The sequence below is a fragment of the Sulfitobacter sp. TCYB15 genome (genome assembly GCF_040435955.1).
GTDB classification, from domain to species: domain Bacteria; phylum Pseudomonadota; class Alphaproteobacteria; order Rhodobacterales; family Rhodobacteraceae; genus Sulfitobacter; species Sulfitobacter pontiacus.
The window spans coordinates 1,771,220-1,790,583 of record NZ_CP159193.1; the positions used below are offsets into that span (position 1 = coordinate 1,771,220).

A 19,364-nucleotide genomic window follows, 5' to 3' on the forward strand; every position below is an offset into this window, starting at 1 on the left:
ATGTCCATTAAGATAACCACGATGGTGTCTGCCTGATATGTTCACGGCTGTACCCTATACCGAGTTGAATTCACGTCAGCAGGAAAACTACAATTTCCACAAGATCGCGGCGCGTATGGCAGATTATGGTTTTAACTGCATCCGTTTGACTGATGACTGGCAGGGTGCCGATTTCATTGCCGTGCATGTTGATGGTGAGACCTTTCTAAAGGTGCAACTCAAGGGGCGGTTGATGATCGACCGCAAATATCTGGGTAAGCAGATCCACGTGGCGTTTTTACATGGTGACGATGCTTACCTTTACGATCATGATGCCTTGGTGCAGCATTTGCAGGATAGCAACCTGATCGGAGATGCCAGTATAACTTGGCACGAAAAGGGGTATCGCCATTGGCCGACCCCGCCGGCATGGGCCATACGATTTCTACAAGATTACAGGATTTCCCAATGACCAAACCCGTCCCCTCTGTCTGTGTTTCCTATCCAGCCAATGGCAGCTCCACGACGTCCAACGAAATGGGCATGCGCGCCATGCAGGAACGCGCCTATGAAAAGCGGGGCGAGCAGTATCTGCTGATCAAATCGCCGCCCGCCTCGGGGAAAAGCCGGGCGTTGATGTTCATTGCGCTGGACAAGCTCCACAATCAGGGCCTCAAACAGGCGATCATCGTGGTGCCTGAGAAATCCATTGGATCAAGCTTTGCCGATGAACCGCTGAGCAAGTTTGGCTTTTGGGCCGATTGGACCGTCGCGCCGCGCTGGAACCTGTGCAATGCGCCAGGCGGCGATGATGGTAAGGTCGGATCGGTACGCTCTTTCCTCGATAGCGATGATCAGATCCTTGTCTGCACCCATGCCACCTTCCGCTTTGCGGTCGATAAATTCGGGATCGAGGCCTTTGACGATCGGTTGATCGCGGTGGATGAATTCCACCATGTCTCTGCCAACCCTGACAACAAGCTGGGCGCGCATCTGGGGGCGATGATCGCCCGTGACAAGCTGCACGTGGTCGCTATGACGGGTTCTTATTTTCGCGGCGATACAGAGGCTGTGTTGGGGCCAGAGGATGAGGCCAAGTTCGAGACGGTCACCTATACCTATTACGAACAGCTCAGCGGCTATACTTATCTCAAGACGCTGGACATCGGGTATTTCTTTTACAGTGGCTCCTATGCGGATGACCTGCTGAAGGTCTTGGAACCTGATGAGAAAACAATCTTGCACATCCCCAATGTTAACTCCCGCGAGAGCACCAAGGACAAGCATCGGGAGGTTGAGCATATCCTGGATGCTTTGGGGGAATGGCAGGGGACAGATGCTGACACTGGGTTTCAACTGATCAAACGGCCTGATGGGCGTGTGCTGCGGGTCGCGGATTTGGTAGATGATGAAGCCGCCAAGCGCGAGCGTGTTTCCGCGGCGTTGAAGGATCCGGGTCAGAAGAACAACCGCGACCACGTGGACATCATCATCGCGCTTGGGATGGCCAAGGAGGGGTTCGACTGGATCTGGTGTGAGCATGCGCTGACGGTTGGCTATCGGTCCAGTCTGACCGAGATCGTGCAGATCATCGGGCGTGCCACGCGGGATGCCAAGGGTAAGACACATTCTCGCTTCACTAATCTTATCGCGGAGCCTGATGCCTCTGAGGAGGCCGTCAAGGAAGCCGTGAACGACACCCTCAAGGCCATTGCCGCCAGCCTCTTGATGGAACAGGTGCTGACGCCGAAATTTGAGTTCAAGCCCAAAGTCGCGACCAATACGGCGCAGGAAGGTTTTGACTATGGTGAGGGTGGCTTCGATCCGGAAAAGTGCAATGTCGGTTTCAATGACGACAGCGGCAAATTTCAAATCGAGATCAAGGGCCTGACCCAACCCAAGAGCCCGGAGGCCAGCCGGATCTGCGAGAATGATCTGAATGAGGTCATCATCGCCTTTGTCCAGGATAAAACCACCATAGAGCGCGGGCTGTTTGATGAAGAGCTTGTACCGGAAGAACTCACCCAGGTCCGGATGGGCAAAATCGTGCAATCCAAATTTCCCGAACTTGATGCGGAGGATCAAGAGGCCGTGCGGCAACATGCTGTCGCGGCGCTGAATTTCACGCAACAAGCCAAGCAGACCTTGCTGGGTGATGACCCAGAAGCGCAGGCTAACACGGCCTTTGTGACTGGGGTCCGGCAGTTCGCAATGAATGTCCGCGATCTCGATATCGACCTCATCGATCGCATAAACCCCTTCAGCGAAGCCTATGCAATCCTGGCAAAAACTATGAGTGAGGAAAGCCTGAAACAGGTTGCCGCTGTCATCGAAGCCAAGAAGATCAAGCTATCCCCGGAGGAGGCGCGTGATCTCGCCAAGCGAGCTTTGAAATTCAAGCAAGAGCGGGGTGTTTTGCCGTCATTGTCCTCTTCGGATGCTTGGGAAAAGAAGATGGCTGAAGGTGTCGCATTTCTGGCGCGGATGAAGCAGGAGGCGATGAATGCCCAGTGATTTCACAGATGACGATGATGCGCTTCTTGCTGAGCTCGGCGTTGAGATCGAGAAGAAGAAGCAGGTCAAAAGAACGCCGCGTGAAGAGCGCATCATCGCGGGGTTCGAGGATATCCAGAAGTTTGTCGCAGATCATGAGCGCATGCCTGGGCATTCACCAGGTGGGGATATCTTCGAGCGACTATACGCAGTTAGGTTAGACCGCCTGCGCGAGTTGTCAGATGCACGTGGCCTCCTTGAACCTCTTGACCATCAAGGGCTGCTGAGCGCGCCGCCTGCTATAGATCAAAGCGACGATCTGGATGATGACGCCCTGCTCGCGGAACTCGGTGTGGACATCGCGCCATCTCCGATAACCGAGCTGAAACATGTTCGATCAGCAGCAGAGAAGAAGGCTGCAGAGACCGTTGCAAATCGGGAAACATGCAAGGATTTTGATGAATTCCAACCTCTGTTTGAAAAGGTCCAGAGAGAGTTGGACAATGGTCAAAGGGAGACCCGTCCATTTGAGCTGAAAGCCGAAATTGAGCCTGGACGGTTCTTCATTGTTCACGGGCAGAAAGCCTACGTCGCCGAAATGGGAGAAGTGACCCTCACGGACCAAGGTCGAACAGATGCCCGGCTCCGGGTTGTCTTTGACAATGGCACCGAAAGCAAAATGCTCATGCGTTCTTTGCAAAGGGCGTTGAACAGCGATGAAGCAGGCCGGCGCATCACAGAGCCTCTGGCTGGCCCCCTGTTCTCTGACGCCCCTGAGGAGGGGGACGATACGACCGGGGTAATCTATGTGCTGCGCAGTAGGTCAGACAATCCGATAGTCGCTGCGAACCGCGATTTAGTGCACAAGATTGGTGTAACGACAATGAGCGTCGAAAAAAGGGTCGCGGGAGCACATTTGCAGCCAACATTCTTGATGGCACCGGTCGACATCGTGGCAACATACGAGCTTTACAACATAAACCAAACCAGGCTCGAAAACCTGATCCACCGGATATTTGACAGCGCACGGCTCGACATCCAAATTGAAGACCGTTTCGGACGCCCTGTGGTGCCACGCGAGTGGTTCCTGGTGCCACTCTTCGCAATCGGTGAGGCGGTAAAAAAGATCAAAGAGGGTACGATAACGAAATACGTGTATGATCCTCGCCAAGCCAAACTTATTCTAAGAGAAGCCTGATTGCATATGGACGTATCGAGGGCTGAGCGACCAGACATAGCAAACCTCTACCTCTAATGCCGATCGCAGCCAGCGCGCCTTCTTCTCGAAGTCGTTGATGAGCAGGAATGTTAACATCGGCGCTTGATTGAACAGCTAAGGTGCTTAAGGTGAATTTGTGCCAACGTCGTAGTCGTTTAGAACCAACGCTAATCGTTCAAATGGTGCATTGCGAACAAGTCTTCTGACGCTCTCGGGATCTCGGGGGCGGTCTCGACCGCTGACCTTTACCAAGTGCGCAACATAAAATAATCCAAAAATAGCGGTCACACCAGACGTTATTGTCAGGGCGAATTCAAATCCATTCATCGTATTGCTCCAAAGTTAAGTGGGGCCTTTGTTATATATCCGTCACTGCAATTTGGCAGCGAACTGGCTGTGTTTCATGCAGTTTTTGGCAGTTTAGCAGCTCTTAGCTTTGTAGACGTTGGCACTGGTATTTCGCTGCAAATCAATAACTTTCATCAAGCCAGTATCGTTAAATTGGATATCGAGCCTGTGCTTAGCGATCCCAGATGAATTGAAGAACGAGATTTCTTCGCTCATACCTTAACATGAATTTTGAACCGACGTTGGATATCTGTAAACGGTCTATATTTGTGAGAATGAATACCCATCGCCATACTCGTTTAGCTTCGTGGAATGGAAAGGAAAACAGGCTCTCGTTGGGCCCCACAAAAGCCTGTTTTCCTCGAAGCCGCCGGCCGTCGGTCTTCGCCATAGTTCTGAGGCGTTGAGCCTCAGGCGGTTGCCTGGCCCCCAACGGGATCAAGCGGTTTCATGGTCGCCATGGCGACAAGTTGTGCGTTTGAACGAGATTTTGGAACGTTGCACCGCTGCGCGCCGCAGTGCCTCATTCCAGTACCTCGTTCAGCGGATGCATCTGCCTCGGCACAAGAAGTATATGGAGCGATTTTTCGAAGAGAAAAACGTTTTAGAATACCGGCGTGACGGCTCTTTCTAATAGATTCAAGATTCTAAAAGATTCGGGGGCGAATTAGCTATTCTAAATCAATCTGTTACAGAGGGTGCGACGCAAAAGTTCCCCGTTGGGACGCAAAAAATCCCCGTAAAGACGCAAAAATTCCTCAAAATGACGCAAAAAATCCCCGTAAAGACGCAAAAATTCCCCGCTAAAATGATGTAGTATTATATGTCCGATTTTGCATCCGCTCTCTTTCCGAAAAGTGGGTTATTGAAGACTTTGTATAACTGGCCTGTTCTGCGGCAGTTCTACAAATGTTAGCTGGTAGGCTTGGAAGAATCCAATGTCTGGACTGGCCCTAAAATGAATACGGTGAATCCTCCATATCAATCCGGTCCCGATAGTCAGAGACCACTATCAACTTGGCCTTTAATTGAAACCCTGCGATCGTCATGAAAATTGATGAAAAGCGGAGGTTCGTATTATGGGCTTGCATGAGAAAAAAATTGCGGGTGTGCCTCAGTTCGTGAGCTATTTTGTTCCTGTAATCGAATCTATGAGACAATTTGAAGGTCAGGCACGGCCTAAGCAGGTATTTCAGAAGATAATCGGAAACTATGAAATCCCAGCCGAGTTCTTGGCTCTCACCCATAAAAAAGGTGGGTCACAGTTCGAGAACAAGGTTTCTTTCGCTCGGGCTTACCTCGTCAAGGCTGGTGTTATGACAGCTCCAGCGAGAGGGATTTGGGGCCTGTCTGACGCTGGTTGGAAAGCCACCCTTTCTGATGAATGGGCTGCGAATATTTTTCGTATTGCCCGCGAAGGCTTTGCCGTGGACGACGAAGAGGAGAAGGCACCCGAAGATGGAGTGGTTTCCGACAGCTTAGGTTTCTGGTTTGTGGGCGCGTCATGGTCAGAGGGTGACCAGACAGAACGTTTCCTGCGCGATGGGATCTGGCAGAATGGCTACGAAGACAAATTTTCAAAGCTTGTCCGACAGATGAAATCCGGAGACCGAATTGCGATTAAGTCGTCCTTTACTCGAAAGAATGATGTTCCTTTCGAAAACTATGGCCGTGCCGCAAGCGTAATGCGGATCAAGGCTATTGGTACGATCATGGGCAACCGAGGCGACGGCCTGACCGTCGAAGTGAACTGGGAAGAAATCGATCCGCCCAAAGAATGGTATTTCTATACCTATCGTACAACGGTTGCGCGGGCACGTGTCGAAGAAGACGACATGGCCCGCCGGTTGGTAGCATTCACGTTCGATGGAGCAGAACAGGATTATGGATATTTCCTTGGCCACTCATACTGGGCCGAACGCTTTGCCCCCAACGTTGATCCCATGAGCATTAGCGAGGCGGAAGATGCCGCGGAAGACGACAACCTTTCAGAGCAGGAAATCTTGCCTTACACGGTGGACAACATCATCTCTGAAGGCGGTTTTCTTGAACGCGAAACGCTTACTGGTCTTGTCGACCGTCTGTCCTCCAAAAAAAATATGATCTTGCAAGGGCCGCCTGGCACGGGAAAAACATGGTTAGCCAAGCGCCTGGCAAAGGCCTTGATCGACCGCAAGTCGCCTCTGCCAGATCAGCTACGGTCGGTTCAGTTTCACCCATCATTGTCCTACGAAGATTTTGTCCGTGGTTATCGCCCGTCAAGTAATGGGTTGACCCTGACCGACGGGATATTTCTGCAAGTGATCGAGGCTGCACGCGCCCAGCCAGACCTGGCGCACGTGCTGATCATCGAAGAAATCAACAGGGGAAATCCTGCGCAGGTCTTTGGTGAAATGTTGACCTTACTGGAAAACACCAAGCGCAACAGGGCCGATGCTATGGAACTCGCATACCGGAAAATTCCTGGCGAGAAAATCCATGTGCCTGACAACTTGTATATCATCGGCACGATGAATATCGCCGACCGTTCACTTGCGCTGGTTGACCTGGCCCTGAGGCGCAGGTTTGCTTTTGTGACGCTGGAGCCTCTATTGAATGATGCCTGGGCAGACTGGTGCCGCGACAAGAGTTTTCCGGAGGATGTGATCGCCTTGATCCGTGACCGAGTAGGCGCTTTGAATGAAGTGATTGCGCGAGATCGTGCGTTGGGTCCTCAATTTAGGGTAGGTCACTCGTACGTCACACCAAGCGATGATGACTGTTCCGATGCTCGCGTTTGGTTCTCCGAGGTAATCGATACTGAAATCGCCCCATTGTTGGAAGAGTATTGGTTCGATGCCCCAGAGCGAGCGCGGGACGCGACCCAAGCCCTGCGCGTAGGGCTGTAATGGCAGAACCGATCCCACTTCGGAATATTTGGCTTCTCTTTCTTTATGCTTCCGATCTTGTCCAATATCAGGGGAGGTTCGATCATCAGGTGGAAGTCGCTCGGGACCTGCCTGATCTGGTAGCTCGGTTGTTGACTGATGTGGTGGAAGAACGCTTACGGCGTAACCTCTCGCGCGGGTACAGTTCAAAGACTGCAATTCTTTCGCGGGTGCGTGGGCGCATCGACATGCTTGAAACCACAACTCGGCGTTTGATGGATAGGGGCCGAGTTGCATGTCTTTTTGAAGAGCATACCATGCAAACTCCTCGAAACAGAGTTGTTCGGGCCGCCCTTGACCATCTGGCCAGCCGGGTATCGGACGATCTGGTGGCCCATCGCTGCCGACAGTTGTCGGGGGACTTTACGCGTTTGGGCGTGACCGGACCACGTCCGTCTTGGGCGGAACTGGCCAGTGACCAGATAGGGCGTAATGAGACTGCAGATCGCTTCATGGTGGCTCTGGCCAAGATGGTGTTTGACACCATCATTCCGACCGAGGACGCAGGACGTGTCACTGGCACCTTGCCTGACGCCAGCGACCACCTTATCCGCCGGTTGTTTGAAAAGGCTATGGGGAATGCGCTACGTCTCGAACTGCAACCCAAAGGTTGGATCGTCAACACGGGCAAGCGTTTGTCATGGCCAGTCGAAAGCGCATCAGCTGGAATAGCTGCAGTCCTGCCCGGGATGCAGACTGATATTGAGCTAACCAATGTCGGATTTACGCATCGGATAGTAATCGACACTAAATTTACAGCAATTTTCACCGCGTCGACATACCGAGAAAACATCCTGAAAAGTGGCTATCTTTATCAGATTTACGCATACTTGCGCAGCCAAGAACGGCCCGAGGACGCGGCCAGCCTAACAGCAGAAGGGATGCTCTTGCATCCACAAACGGGAGGTTCCATCGATGAGGTGATGGTTGTTCAGGGTCACAGAATGCGTTTCAAAACGATTGACCTCATGGGGGATGCTAAATCATTCGAGATGCAGCTGCAGAGTGTTTACGGAAGTTAAAACGTTGTTTGATCTGTGACCAGTCGAGCTGATCACAAATCACTATGTGAAGATTAGTTTTGCTGCCTTTGGTAGCAGCCCTTTCTGGTGTCTTGTGAGAAATCAGCGCCGCCAGTCAAATAAGGTCCATGTGACAGTTTCAGCTGTGAGGCGTTGAGGGTAGGAGCGCAGTAAGCTGCGCACCTTGCTTTCGGTCGTAAACCGGAGTTTTTTGAACTAATTGAAGTTTTGACATTTTACCGGAAGCGACCTCCAATGTTACGGCTTTTTGAGGCTCGCAATGTCAATTTACCGAAGAATATCGAGAGTGCCGGCCGAACTTAGTATATGCTGGCTGTCAGTTTTTTCTGTCTGTTTTTCCTCCCTTTAGTTCGGCGTCGATTTCCTTTGCCTTCAACCATGCTTTGGTAAGTCTTGCGCTATCGGGGCCTGCGCGATGCGGGGCCGTGGTCCGCTCCAAGGCCTCGTAGAGCATGTCGAGCGCATACCCATCGAAAAGCGCAGCGCTGACGCTGTCAAAGTTCGCAACAGTTGGGACATCACACGTTGGATCAGTTTCCAGCAGTTTGGAGAGCCAGTGTTGCTCGTGGTTCGGGGCGTCTGACACAAGGGTCTTGCCGTGCATCTGTTTTATTACCTCAGGCGCGATCTCCGCCGCGACTGGTGCGCCGCGTAAATGAGCGAAGGATATTTTGTGAACTGCAGCGCTTTGGATTGACCAATCCAAAAGATCCCATTCAGGGGCAGGGTAAATCAATGAAGACCATGTTTGCACCTTTCCCTGCTCGATCCAAGATATGCCGACTTCAATCGGCCAGCTGTCGAGTGAGAGGCTTGAAGCTTCAAAATCGAGTACAGCGTATTGTTCTACAGTGGTTTTTGTCATGAAATGTCCTTTGTTTAACGCGTGTTGGTCCATTGGCGGTAGGCTTCATTTCTTACCAAACACTTTGGATAAAGGGGGGGGCTAATTGGCTATTCGGGACCTCCCGCTAAAGCAATAAATTGCGGTTTAGGGTTTGTGTCGGTGCCGCAATGGAGGGGCTATGAGGGCATTGCCAGGCGGTGATCAGCCAAATGGGTTACGCTGCTCGGTTTGGCATTTTCGAACGGGCTACGGATCATCGAAATGTCGATCTCGACGGCATTGACATCGTCCAACAAAAGCGCCTTGGAAAAACCGTCCGGGTTGTAGTTTGTAATACCAACATCCCGATCGACATGCCCCATAATGTAGCGACGGTGGCTATCGAAGCATCTGCTTTCAATCAAAAGGTGGTTAAAGGTCGTGCGGAAGCTGTGAAAGTCGCGCTGGGGATCGTAGCACTCGACGTCTTTCCGGTAGCGCGTGAACTTTTTCGAAAAATTTTCCGTGAAAGTCTCTTTCGATGCACTTCGCTGCAGCCAGGGGAAAAGACGTTCTTCGCCGTCACGCTTGCGTTTAACGACAAGAGCCAAAAAGCCGATGTCAATAAGGTTCTGATGGATTGGGACAATACGACGGGCGGCTCGGCTCTTCAGATTTTGCCCTGGGCCTTGCTTGAGGCAAATACACGGCACGTCCCCGATGGTTTCGATATCTGCTAAGTTCAGCTGCAAGATCTCTTCGCTGCGAAAACCCATATGGACCGCGATCAAGGGGGCCCAGAATAGCGGGTCGCCAATATCGTCGAGTTTGTCTTGAAAGATAGGGGTTCGGAACAGCTTATCCAAGCGACCGACCCACGTCTGTCGTTCTGTATCTTCGGCCTCTAAAGTCCGTTGATCAACGTCTGTTTTCTTCCAAATATGCTCCGCCATGATGTTTTCAGCGAGATCGCCTTGGATGACAGCAAACCTACAGATGCGCTGGAAATCCTGCATGTGGCGGTAAATCGTATTCGGGCTCAGCCGTCTGATGCGCTCTCTTAAAATGGTGACCTCAATTTTGCCTGGACTTGCACCCTGGCTTTCCATTCTTGCGCGGGTGAGCTGGGCGTTGTGCTGTTCCTGTGTGTCGGCTTCGTCTGCCGCTTGTTGCGGGCTGAGTTTGCTTGTCGCGGCCTGATAGTTTCGTGGGACCCGTTGGAGCAAGTTGAATGCGGCGGTTAACTCGCTATCCGAAACCTGGTCCAAAGGGATGTCATTCAATGCCAGGGCCATTAACCGTCCTGTTGAGTATACGTTCCCGCTGGAGTTCTTCTCCCAGCTTTTTCCGGCGTCTTTGCTGAGCGTCTCGTTTGCTTTGAACGTAGAGTGCCCTTTGGACCTCAGGTCGACATAGTGTTCTGCAATTGCGTTGATTTTGCGTCCTTTTTTGGCGTTTTGAGGCATCTGCGGGGTGGGATCCGGTTCAGCTGGTGAAGCACCTTTGGCAATGGGAGCACAGGTCTGAGTTTGAAGAGGGGCAGCTCGTTCGTAGAGTGTAACGTCAACAGCCGGTTGGTGTGCATACTCAGAAGGGTTGGTGAGTGGTGAGGGACGGGGGGCGGGAACTTTAACTGTACGTTGCAGTTGCATCATCGGTTGATCGGGCAGGGATCTACATTGCGTTGAGCCTCCATATATTCCCTGTTCACGGCTCAAGATCTCTTCTTGTGCCTCCACCATGACCCGAAGGGCCCGAAAGGCAAGCCGTTGCCAGTCAGGGTCGTTCTCATCGAGGATTAGACCGAGGCGATGTGCGACCTCCTGTAGTGGGCCTCTTGCTGATTGGCGGTCGCGCATTGCAATTGCATGGCGAAGTGTATCGATGGCGGCATTTACGCAGGCCAACTCATAAGCTGCGATTTCAGGAGTGCGGCATGGTGCAATCTCGCGCGCGGCTTCGGCTGCATCAATGATGAAGCGGCAGAGCTCGGTCAGAATTGATTCCATTGTGTGGGGCGCAATCGCCATCGTTCTCTCCGTCAACCCGGCGAAGGCGATCTCGCTCAGAAGGGTCAGTTTCAGAGCAAGTGCCTTGGCCTCAGGAATGACATGGGAACGAAGTGGAAAGATCAGTGACATTTTTTTGTTTGAAGGGGGTTCACCCCAGGCCCGTAGGGCCTGGGGCAGGCGTCTGCGCCAATGAAAACCGGTTTTCCGGTATTCGAGATGAATCTGTGATGTAATTGAGGTGCGCAAGTCTGCGACTCCTGTGCCAGCAATTGTGCCAAGCGGAGGGACAGGCTTTGTGCCAAGGGGATATCTCTCCGAATCCAGGGAGAGAAATGCCATATAAATCAGGTATTTAAGATTTAATGGCTCCGACGGTAGGGATCGAACCTACGACCAATTGATTAACAGTCAACTGCTCTACCGCTGAGCTACGTCGGAACGGTCTGCACCGTATAGCTATGGTAATTTCCGGCGTCCAGAGGGTTTTGCCACTTTTTTCCAGATTTTTTCAAAAGATTTTCAGACCCGGCGAAAGGTGGCTGTCGCAGTGAGGGATTCAACCGGGGCGACGCGGTTTTTGCCTGTAAGGTCAATCAGATGCGCAAGGACGTTGCGGGTCGCGGCACCCAGTAGCGCAGGCGGGGTTTCGGTGTAGATCGCGGCAGCAAGTTGGGCGGCGGTGGCGGGGGCTTGGTCGAGGGCGCGCAGGATATCAGCCTCGCGCGATAGGCGGTGCGACACCAGCCAGTCGAGCCTTGCCGCAGGGTCGGTCACCGCCGCGCCATGTCCCGGATAGAACACCCGCCAGTCGTTTTTTTGCAGTTCCGCACAAGATGCCATGAAATCGGTCAGATCCCCATCCGGCGGCGACACCAGCGAGCTGGCCCAGCCCATGACGTGATCCGCGGTGAAACAGGCGTCATTCCAGCCAAGGCTGATGTGGTTACCAATATGGCCGGGGGTGTGAATCACGCTCAGCGTCCAGTCGTCGCCGGCGATGGTCTCTCCGTGAGTTAGGGGGCGATCGGGGATGAACTCTGCATCAATGCCTTCGCCGCCGCCAATATCGGACACGGCGGCCAGTTGTTGCATCACCGCAGAGCGGCCAGAAAACGCGTCGCCAAAGGCCAGTATCGGCGCGCCGCAGGCACGGGCAAGGTCGCGCGCGAGGGGCGAATGGTCCAGATGCGTATGGGTTACGATGATGTGGCTGATGTGCTGGTCGGGTCCGATGGCATCACGTATCGCTTGCAGGTGCCGCGGCGACGCGGGGCCGGGGTCGATCACGGCGATGCCGCGTGTGCCCAGAAGATAGGTATTCGTACCACGGTAGGTCATGGGCGAGGGGTTGTCGGCCACGATGCGGCGCAGGCCCGGTTCCAAGATCTCGGCAATACCGATGGCGGGGTCGAAGTCGTCAGGGGGCAGCATGGTTTGGCCTTTCGCTGGGGCAGGGGGCTGGCTAAGGTCTATCCCATGTTCTTCGTCTGGCTCAAACGATATATGCCCCGTGGCATCTATGGGCGCGCTGCCCTGATCCTGCTTTTGCCGGTGGTGATCTTGCAACTCGTGATGACCGTGATCTTTGCACAGCGGAACTATGAGGGGGTCACCAACCAGATGACCGATACGGTCTTGCGCGAGGTCGAACTTGTCATGCAGGTGGTCGATGATGCCCCGTCCGCCGCTGCCGTGCCGGCCACGGTGCAAGATCGGCTGGCCGCGCTGGACATGGGGGTGACGCCTGTATCCGCCAGTGAGGTGCCGACGCGCAACCGGATGTCGTGGTATGATTATTCCGGTCGGGTGATGGTGGCGCGGTTCGATGAGTATCTGCCATCCTTCCTGAGCCTTGATCTGACGCGGCCCACGGGGGTGCATCTTTATGTGCAGTCGCGCTTTGGCCCGCTTGATCTCCAGTTCGAGAGGCGCCGGATTTCGGCGCAGAACCCGCATCAGCTGTTTGTGTATACCTTCAGCTTCGGCTTTGTCATGACGTTGATCTCCTTCGTTTACCTGCGCAACCAGCTGCGCCCGATCAAGCGGCTGGCCCGCGCAGCCGAAGCCTTTGGCCGCGGGCGTCACGTGCCATATACCCCCACAGGCGCTGTCGAGGTGCGTGCGGCGGGGGCGGCCTTTGTCGATATGCGCGCACGGATCGAGCGGCAGATTGAACAGCGCACCTTGATGTTGTCGGGGGTCAGCCATGACCTGCGCACGCCCCTGACGCGGATGCGGCTTGGCCTGTCGATGATCGACGAAGACGATGCGGAGCCGCTGTTGCAGGACGTCGATGATATGCAAGGCATGCTGGATGCCTTCCTTGATTTCGCCAAAGGCACCGCAGAGGGGGACGCCGAACCCCTGGACCCGCACGCGCTGATGCAGACCGCGGTCGAGGATGCGCAACGCGCTGGTCGCAATGTGACCTTGCTCCCGCCCGAAGGCGACGGCACCGGCACCGTCCGCCTGCGCCGCATGGCGATTTTGCGCGCGGTGGATAACCTGATCTCGAACGGGGTGCGCTATGGGGCGCGGGCCGAGGTATCTGTGCTGCTGACGGATAAAACCCTGCGGATCAGGGTGGAGGACGACGGCCCCGGCATCCCCGAGGATCGCCGCATCGAGGCCGTGCGCCCGTTCTCGCGGCTTGACCCCGCGCGCAATCAGAACAGTGGCAGCGGCGGCGTGGGCCTTGGCCTTGCCATCGCGACCGACATCGCCCGCGCGCATGGCGGCGTGCTGAGGTTGGGCAGCTCGGATACTCTGGGCGGTCTGCGTGCCGATATCGTCATTGCACGGTAATGCGCCAAGGCACCGGTGGCGTCAGCGTGCGGTGGCGTAGTCTTGCAACTGCTCAATACGCGATCGCGTCAGGTCAATCCGGCAGCTCAGCGTCACGTTGATCGCGGCCGTTCCCCCCAACGACAAACGCTCGGGAAACGCGCAGTGATATTTGCGGTATTCTTCAAATGCGATCTGAGAGCTTTGCAGCAACGCGCTCGCCGAGGCATCGGCCTTTCGAGAAAACGCCTGATCAAACGCAGCCAGCGCCGCTTGGGCATCGAGATAGGCGCGCACCATGTCGCGCTCCACCTGATCGCCCATTGCAAACAAACATTGATGCACGGCGTCCGGATCTGTCTGCGGCGCGGTGCAGTCTGACAAAAGTTCTGATGAAGGGGGTAGTTTGTCAGCGGTGGCCGTTGCCGGGATCAACAGCAGCGAAAAGAACATGTATTTCAACATCTGGCGTATCCTTTCGGGCGACATGGCAAAGCTACGAAAGAGATACTGCCGCAAAGCACGGCGGAATGCTACCGGTGGGGACAAGGGCGATGATCGACAAACGGCCCTTAGCGGCGAGACATGCCGCGATCCCCAAAAAGGATTGAGATGATTTTAGGGAATGTTGGAGCGGGTAACGAGAATCGAACTCGTAACTAAAGCTTGGGAAGCTGCCGTGATACCTTTTCACCATACCCGCGCGCCGTGAGGTGACTTAATCCGATGTGGCGGGTGCGTCAAGCGGGGTTTTTGCCTGACGCGCCCTTTGCCGATGGTTGCGGGCAGACCTTAGCGGCGGCGGCGGCGGCGGGTGCCGCCGGAGCTGTCGCCGCCGGTGTTGAAGGTCTCGGTCGGGAGGGTGACGATGCTGTTGAGGATCGGGAAGGGCTCTACCGCGTTGGGGATCGCAGAGGCGTTGACGAAATGCTCTTGGAAGCGGGGTTCGATGGCGGTCTCGATCTTGTGGATATTGCGGACGGTCTCTTCGATCTCGGCGCGGCTGGAGGTGTTGAGCAGGGCAATGCGCGCGCCGGTGCCTGCGGCGTTCCCGGCGGATGTCACCTTGTCGAGCGGGGCGTCGGGGATCATGCCGAGGATCATTGCATGCTTGGGGCTGATATGGGCGCCAAAGGCACCGGCCAGCACAACGCGGTCCACGTGATCGACGCCGAATTTATCCATCAGCAACCGCGCGCCGGAATAAAGTGCTGCCTTGGCCATCTGGATTTCGCGGATGTCGCGGTTGGTCACAGTGATGCGCGGGCCACCATCGGCGGTGCCATCATAGACCAGATAGGAATTGGTGCGCCCGTCGGCAAAGACATTGGCCGATCCGGTTTGTTCAGCCGTGCCGATCAGGCCGGGGGCGTCAACGATCCCGTGGATGCGCATTTCAGCGACCATTTCGATGATGCCCGAGCCGCAGATGCCGGTCACGCCGCTGGCACCGATCTCGGATAGGAAAGCGGGGTCGTCGGACCACAGGTCGCTGCCGATCACCTTGAACCGGGCGATCTTGGTAACGGGGTCAATCTCTACCCGTTCGATCGCGCCGGGGGCGGCGCGCTGGCCGCTGCTGATCTGCGCCCCCTCGAAGGCGGGACCGGTGGGGGACGAACAGGCGAGCACTTTATTGCGGTTGCCCAGCAGGATTTCGGCGTTGGTGCCCACATCGACCACCAGCACCAGATCGTCGGATTTGTCGGGGGCTTCCGATAGGGCGACGGCGGCGGCATCCGCGCCCACATGGCCCGCAATGCAGGGCAGCAGATAGACGCGGGCAGAGGGGTGGATGGTCAGGTCCAGGTCCATGGCGCGCAGGCGCAGCGCGTTTGACGTGGCCAGCGCAAAGGGCGCTTGACCCAGCTCGAACGGGTCGATGCCCAGAAACAGGTGGTGCATGACCGGATTGCAGACAAACACCGCATCCACGATCATGCCCTTGTCGATGCCGCCCTCGGTGCTGATTTCATCGAACAATGTGTTCATGCCGGCACGGACCGCGCGGGTCATCTCTGCCGCGCCGCCTTCGTTCATCATCGAATAGCTGACGCGGCTCATCAGGTCTTCGCCAAAGCGGATCTGCGGGTTCATCACGCCGGAAGAGGCCACGACCTCTCCGGTCTGCAGGTCGCACAGATGCGCGGCGATGGTGGTGGAGCCCAGATCGACCGCCAGCCCGTAAAGTGAGCCTTCGTAGAAGCCGGGCCAAAGATGCATGATGCGGGCCGGGTTCTCATCATCGCCCAAATGCACGGCGACGGTGACTTTCCATGCGCCCTTGCGCAGCGCAGGTTGCAGCGTTTGCAGGATTTGCAGATCGGCGGTGACATTTTCAAGCTGCCACTGATCGCGCAGGGCGTCGCAGAGCCGCTCCAGATCGCCCGAGGGGTCGTGCATGTCGGGTTCCTGCACCTCGACGTAAAAGAGCTTGGTCGACGGGTTGAGCACGATATCGCGCGCCTCGGCGCGTTTGCGGACCACCTGTTTGTGCACCTGGCTTTCGGCGGGCACATCGATCACCACGTCGCCCATGATCTGCGCCTGACAGCCCAGACGGCGGCCATCAATCAGACCGCGCTTGTCCTTGTAGCGTTGTTCGACGCTGTTCCATTCGGACAGCGCATCCGGTGCCACGGTGACTCCGTGCTTAGAGAACTGCCCATATCCGGGCGAGACCTGACATTTCGAACAGATGCCACGCCCGCCGCAGACGGAATCCAGATCAACGCCCAACTGCCGCGCCGCCGTGAGCACCGGCGTGCCCTTGGCAAAGTGACCGCGTTTGCCCGAAGGCGTGAATACCACAAGGGGATCGTTGCTCATCTATCTTTATCCTCAACACTTTGGCGCACCATAGCGAAGCAGGCGGCAGGTGAAAGCCGCGATGCGGCATAATTCCTGCCATCTGCGCCTGTCTGTGCCCCCTGTACCCCCATGACAGTGGCTGCGCGGATCACGTATGCGCGTCGAGCAATGCAGTTAGCGTGCAAATGGGTCTTTCCAATCAAACCCATCCATGAAATATGAAACCGCCAAATGAACCCATGCAAGCCGAGGTGCAAAATGGAGATTCGTGAGGCTCTGACCTTTGATGATGTACTACTGGTGCCTGCGGCATCCAACGTGTTGCCGTCTACCGCTGACACGCGGACCCGCGTTACCAAATCGATCGCGCTGAACATTCCGCTGCTCAGCTCTGCGATGGATACGGTCACCGAAAGCCGCATGGCGATTGCCATGGCGCAGGCGGGGGGCATGGGGGTCATCCACCGCAACCTCACGATCGACGAACAGTCCAAGGAAGTGCGCCGCGTCAAACGGTTTGAATCCGGCATCGTCTACAACCCGATCACCCTGCGCCCCGACCAGACGCTGGCCGATGCCAAGGCGCTACAGGAACGCTACCGTGTCACGGGCTTCCCCGTTGTTGATGAAGCAGGCCGTGTTGTGGGCATAGTGACAAACCGCGATATGCGCTTTGCCTCTGACGATGCCACGCCGGTACGCCTGATGATGTCCTCCGACAATCTGGCGCTGCTGCAAGAGCCCGCCGACCGCGACGAGGCGATCAGCCTGATGAAGGCGCGCCGGATCGAGAAGCTGTTGGTCACCGACGCCAAGGGCAAGCTGACTGGTCTGCTGACGTTGAAAGACACCGAACAGGCCGTGCTGAACCCCACCGCTTGCAAAGACAACCTTGGCCGTCTGCGCGTTGCCGCGGCAACGACCGTTGGCGACGCGGGCTATGAACGCTCGCAAGCATTGGTCGAGGCGGGCGTTGATATGATCGTAATCGATACCGCGCATGGCCATTCCGCCGGCGTGGCAGAGGCGGTGCGCCGTGCCCGCGACCTGTCGTCCGACGTGCAGATCGTTGCGGGCAACGTCGCGACAGGGGACGCGACCCGTGCGTTGATCGATGCGGGGGCGGATGCCGTTAAGGTTGGCATCGGGCCCGGGTCGATCTGCACAACGCGAATGGTAGCCGGTGTCGGGGTGCCGCAGCTGACGGCGATCATGGATTGCGCCAAAGCTGCGGGCGATGTGCCTATCATCGCAGACGGCGGGATCAAGTTCTCGGGCGATTTCGCCAAGGCGATTGCGGCAGGCGCGTCCTGCGCGATGGTCGGCAGCATGATTGCGGGCACCGATGAATCTCCCGGCGAGGTGATCCTGTACCAGGGCCGTAGCTTCAAAAGCTACCGTGGCATGGGCAGCCTTGGTGCCATGGCGCGCGGCTCTGCCGACCGGTATTTCCAGAAAGACGCCGCATCGGACAAGCTGGTGCCAGAGGGGATCGAAGGTCAGGTGCCGTATAAAGGCTCTGCCAATGCCGTTGTGCACCAATTGGTCGGCGGGCTTCGTGCGGCCATGGGCTATACCGGCTGCGCCACGGTCGAAGAGATGCGCAAGAACTGCACTTTCGTCAAGATCACCAACGCGGGTCTGTCTGAAAGCCACGTGCATGATGTGCAGATCACCCGCGAAAGCCCGAACTACCGCATCGGGTAACTCCCTTAAATCAAAGGCGTAATCTACGTGACCCAAGCATGACCCCCGGCGCGCGCATCTCTGCCGCCATCGAGATTTTGAACACAATGGCGGACGGCGTCCCGGCGGAGCAAGCCTTGACCCGTTGGGCCCGTGGCAGCCGCTATGCAGGGTCCAAGGACCGTGCTGCGGTGCGCGATCATGTGTTCGATGTCTTGCGGCAGCGGCGGCTGGCCGCGCACCTTGGGGGGGGTGACACGGGGCGGGCGCTGATGATTGGCGTCTTGCGGGCGCAGGGCATCGACCTTGCGCCGCTGTTCAACGGGCAAGGTCACGCGCCACTGCCGTTGTCGGACGCAGAGGCCACGGCCCCCAACGCGCCAAGTGATATGGCGACCCTGTGGAACCTGCCGGACTGGATCATACCGCTGTTTCAGGCGTCGCTCGGGGCAGACGCCGAAGCTGTCGCGCAGGCTCTGCAATCGCGGGCACCGATCTCGGTCCGGGTGAATACGGCACAGGCAACGGTCGCGGATGTGGCAGAGGCACTGGCCGAAGCCGGCATCGAAACACGCACGAATGACCTTTGCACCACCGCCCTGACGGTGACAGAGGGGGAGCGGAAACTTCGCAACTCTGACAGCTACTTACACGGTGATATTGAACTTCAGGATGCGGCCAGCCAAGCGGTTGTGGCATCGCTTCCCGATGCTGAGCGGATGCTTGATTATTGCGCAGGTGGCGGCGGCAAGGCGCTGGCGATGGCCGCGCGGCGCGATGCGACTGTCTTCGCCCACGACATCGATCCGCGCCGAATGGTCGACCTGCCCGCGCGCGCAGACCGCGCTGGTGCAACCGTCAGACAGGTGACAACCGATGAACTGGACGGGGCCGGCCCCTTTGACGTCGTTCTATGTGACGCTCCCTGTTCGGGGAGCGGGTCGTGGCGCCGGTCGCCCGAAGGCAAGTGGACGTTTACAGCCGGTCGTCTGGAAGAATTGACACAAATTCAGGATAAAATCCTGGATCACTCCGCCACGTTAACCGCCAAAAGCGGGACGCTGGCCTATGCGACATGCTCGGTTCTGCACTCTGAAAACGAAGATCGGGCTGCGGCGTTTCTGGCGCGGAACCCGGACTGGACGCAGGTATTTACCAAGCGTTTCCAAGTAGATGCGCATGGTGACGGATTTTTCACGGCACATTTTAAACGTCGTTGAAGGATCTTTGAAACAA

13 protein-coding genes and 2 tRNA genes are annotated in these 19,364 nt (G+C 56.2%); 8 read left to right on the forward strand and 7 right to left on the reverse strand.

What is annotated here, in order from left to right; translation table 11 throughout:
• The first annotated feature begins 37 nt into the window (after positions 1-37).
• From ABM428_RS08475 to mcrC, 5 genes are all read left to right on the forward strand, one after another.
• The gene (locus ABM428_RS08475; RefSeq protein ID WP_353627842.1) at positions 38-451 is read left to right on the forward strand and encodes a hypothetical protein; all 414 of its coding nucleotides are present in this window, start codon (positions 38-40) and stop codon (positions 449-451) included.
• Positions 448-2,493, forward strand: coding sequence for a DEAD/DEAH box helicase (locus tag ABM428_RS08480; protein ID WP_353627843.1), 2,046 nt, complete (start codon positions 448-450; stop codon positions 2,491-2,493). The genes ABM428_RS08475 and ABM428_RS08480 overlap by 4 nt, the downstream gene beginning before the upstream one ends.
• Positions 2,483-3,670, forward strand: a complete 1,188-nt coding sequence (locus ABM428_RS08485) for a GIY-YIG nuclease family protein (protein ID WP_353627844.1) — start codon at positions 2,483-2,485, stop codon at positions 3,668-3,670. Before ABM428_RS08480 ends, ABM428_RS08485 begins: the two co-directional genes overlap by 11 nt.
• A gap of 1,448 nt (positions 3,671-5,118) precedes the next feature.
• A complete protein-coding gene (locus ABM428_RS08490) occupies positions 5,119-6,927 on the forward strand; it encodes an AAA family ATPase (protein WP_353627845.1) in 1,809 nt (602 codons plus the stop codon).
• The gene (mcrC, locus tag ABM428_RS08495) at positions 6,927-7,988 is read left to right on the forward strand and encodes a 5-methylcytosine-specific restriction endonuclease system specificity protein McrC (RefSeq protein ID WP_353627846.1); all 1,062 of its coding nucleotides are present in this window, start codon (positions 6,927-6,929) and stop codon (positions 7,986-7,988) included. Before ABM428_RS08490 ends, mcrC begins: the two co-directional genes overlap by 1 nt.
• Positions 7,989-8,325: 337 nt before the next feature.
• Here the strand turns inward: mcrC and ABM428_RS08500 are convergent, their stop codons facing one another.
• The 4 genes from ABM428_RS08500 to ABM428_RS08515 form a co-directional block, all read right to left on the reverse strand.
• Positions 8,326-8,874, reverse strand: a complete 549-nt coding sequence (locus ABM428_RS08500) for a hypothetical protein (RefSeq protein WP_353627847.1) — start codon at positions 8,872-8,874, stop codon at positions 8,326-8,328.
• Positions 8,875-9,032: 158 nt separating this feature from the next.
• Entirely contained in the window at positions 9,033-11,093 is a 2,061-nt protein-coding gene (locus ABM428_RS08505; RefSeq protein WP_353627848.1) for a site-specific integrase, read from the reverse strand.
• Between the two features lie 117 nt (positions 11,094-11,210).
• Positions 11,211-11,285: transfer RNA gene (locus tag ABM428_RS08510), tRNA-Asn, on the reverse strand.
• 81 nt (positions 11,286-11,366) lie between these two features.
• Positions 11,367-12,278, reverse strand: coding sequence for an MBL fold metallo-hydrolase (locus tag ABM428_RS08515; RefSeq protein WP_353627849.1), 912 nt, complete (start codon positions 12,276-12,278; stop codon positions 11,367-11,369).
• Positions 12,279-12,323: 45 nt separating this feature from the next.
• On the opposite strand from ABM428_RS08515, the gene ABM428_RS08520 reads away from it, so the two are divergent.
• Positions 12,324-13,652 (forward strand): ATP-binding protein, encoded by a 1,329-nt coding sequence (locus ABM428_RS08520; protein ID WP_037944103.1) that lies wholly within the window; start codon positions 12,324-12,326, stop codon positions 13,650-13,652.
• A 21-nt stretch (positions 13,653-13,673) separates the two neighbouring features.
• On the opposite strand, the gene ABM428_RS08525 is transcribed toward ABM428_RS08520, so the two are convergent.
• The 3 genes from ABM428_RS08525 to ABM428_RS08535 form a co-directional block, all read right to left on the reverse strand.
• A complete protein-coding gene (locus ABM428_RS08525; RefSeq protein ID WP_289084777.1) occupies positions 13,674-14,096 on the reverse strand; it encodes a lysozyme inhibitor LprI family protein in 423 nt (140 codons plus the stop codon).
• A 164-nt stretch (positions 14,097-14,260) separates the two neighbouring features.
• Positions 14,261-14,334: transfer RNA gene (locus ABM428_RS08530), tRNA-Gly, on the reverse strand.
• Between the two features lie 89 nt (positions 14,335-14,423).
• A complete protein-coding gene (locus ABM428_RS08535; protein ID WP_132996693.1) occupies positions 14,424-16,460 on the reverse strand; it encodes an ASKHA domain-containing protein in 2,037 nt (678 codons plus the stop codon).
• Between the two features lie 240 nt (positions 16,461-16,700).
• Between ABM428_RS08535 and guaB the strand changes: the two genes are divergently transcribed.
• Positions 16,701-18,149 (forward strand): IMP dehydrogenase, encoded by a 1,449-nt coding sequence (guaB, locus tag ABM428_RS08540; RefSeq protein WP_064215768.1) that lies wholly within the window; start codon positions 16,701-16,703, stop codon positions 18,147-18,149.
• A 38-nt stretch (positions 18,150-18,187) separates the two neighbouring features.
• Complete coding sequence (locus ABM428_RS08545; protein WP_243250078.1) at positions 18,188-19,348, forward strand: RsmB/NOP family class I SAM-dependent RNA methyltransferase; 1,161 nt, start codon at positions 18,188-18,190, stop codon at positions 19,346-19,348.
• The last annotated feature ends 16 nt before the right edge of the window (positions 19,349-19,364 follow it).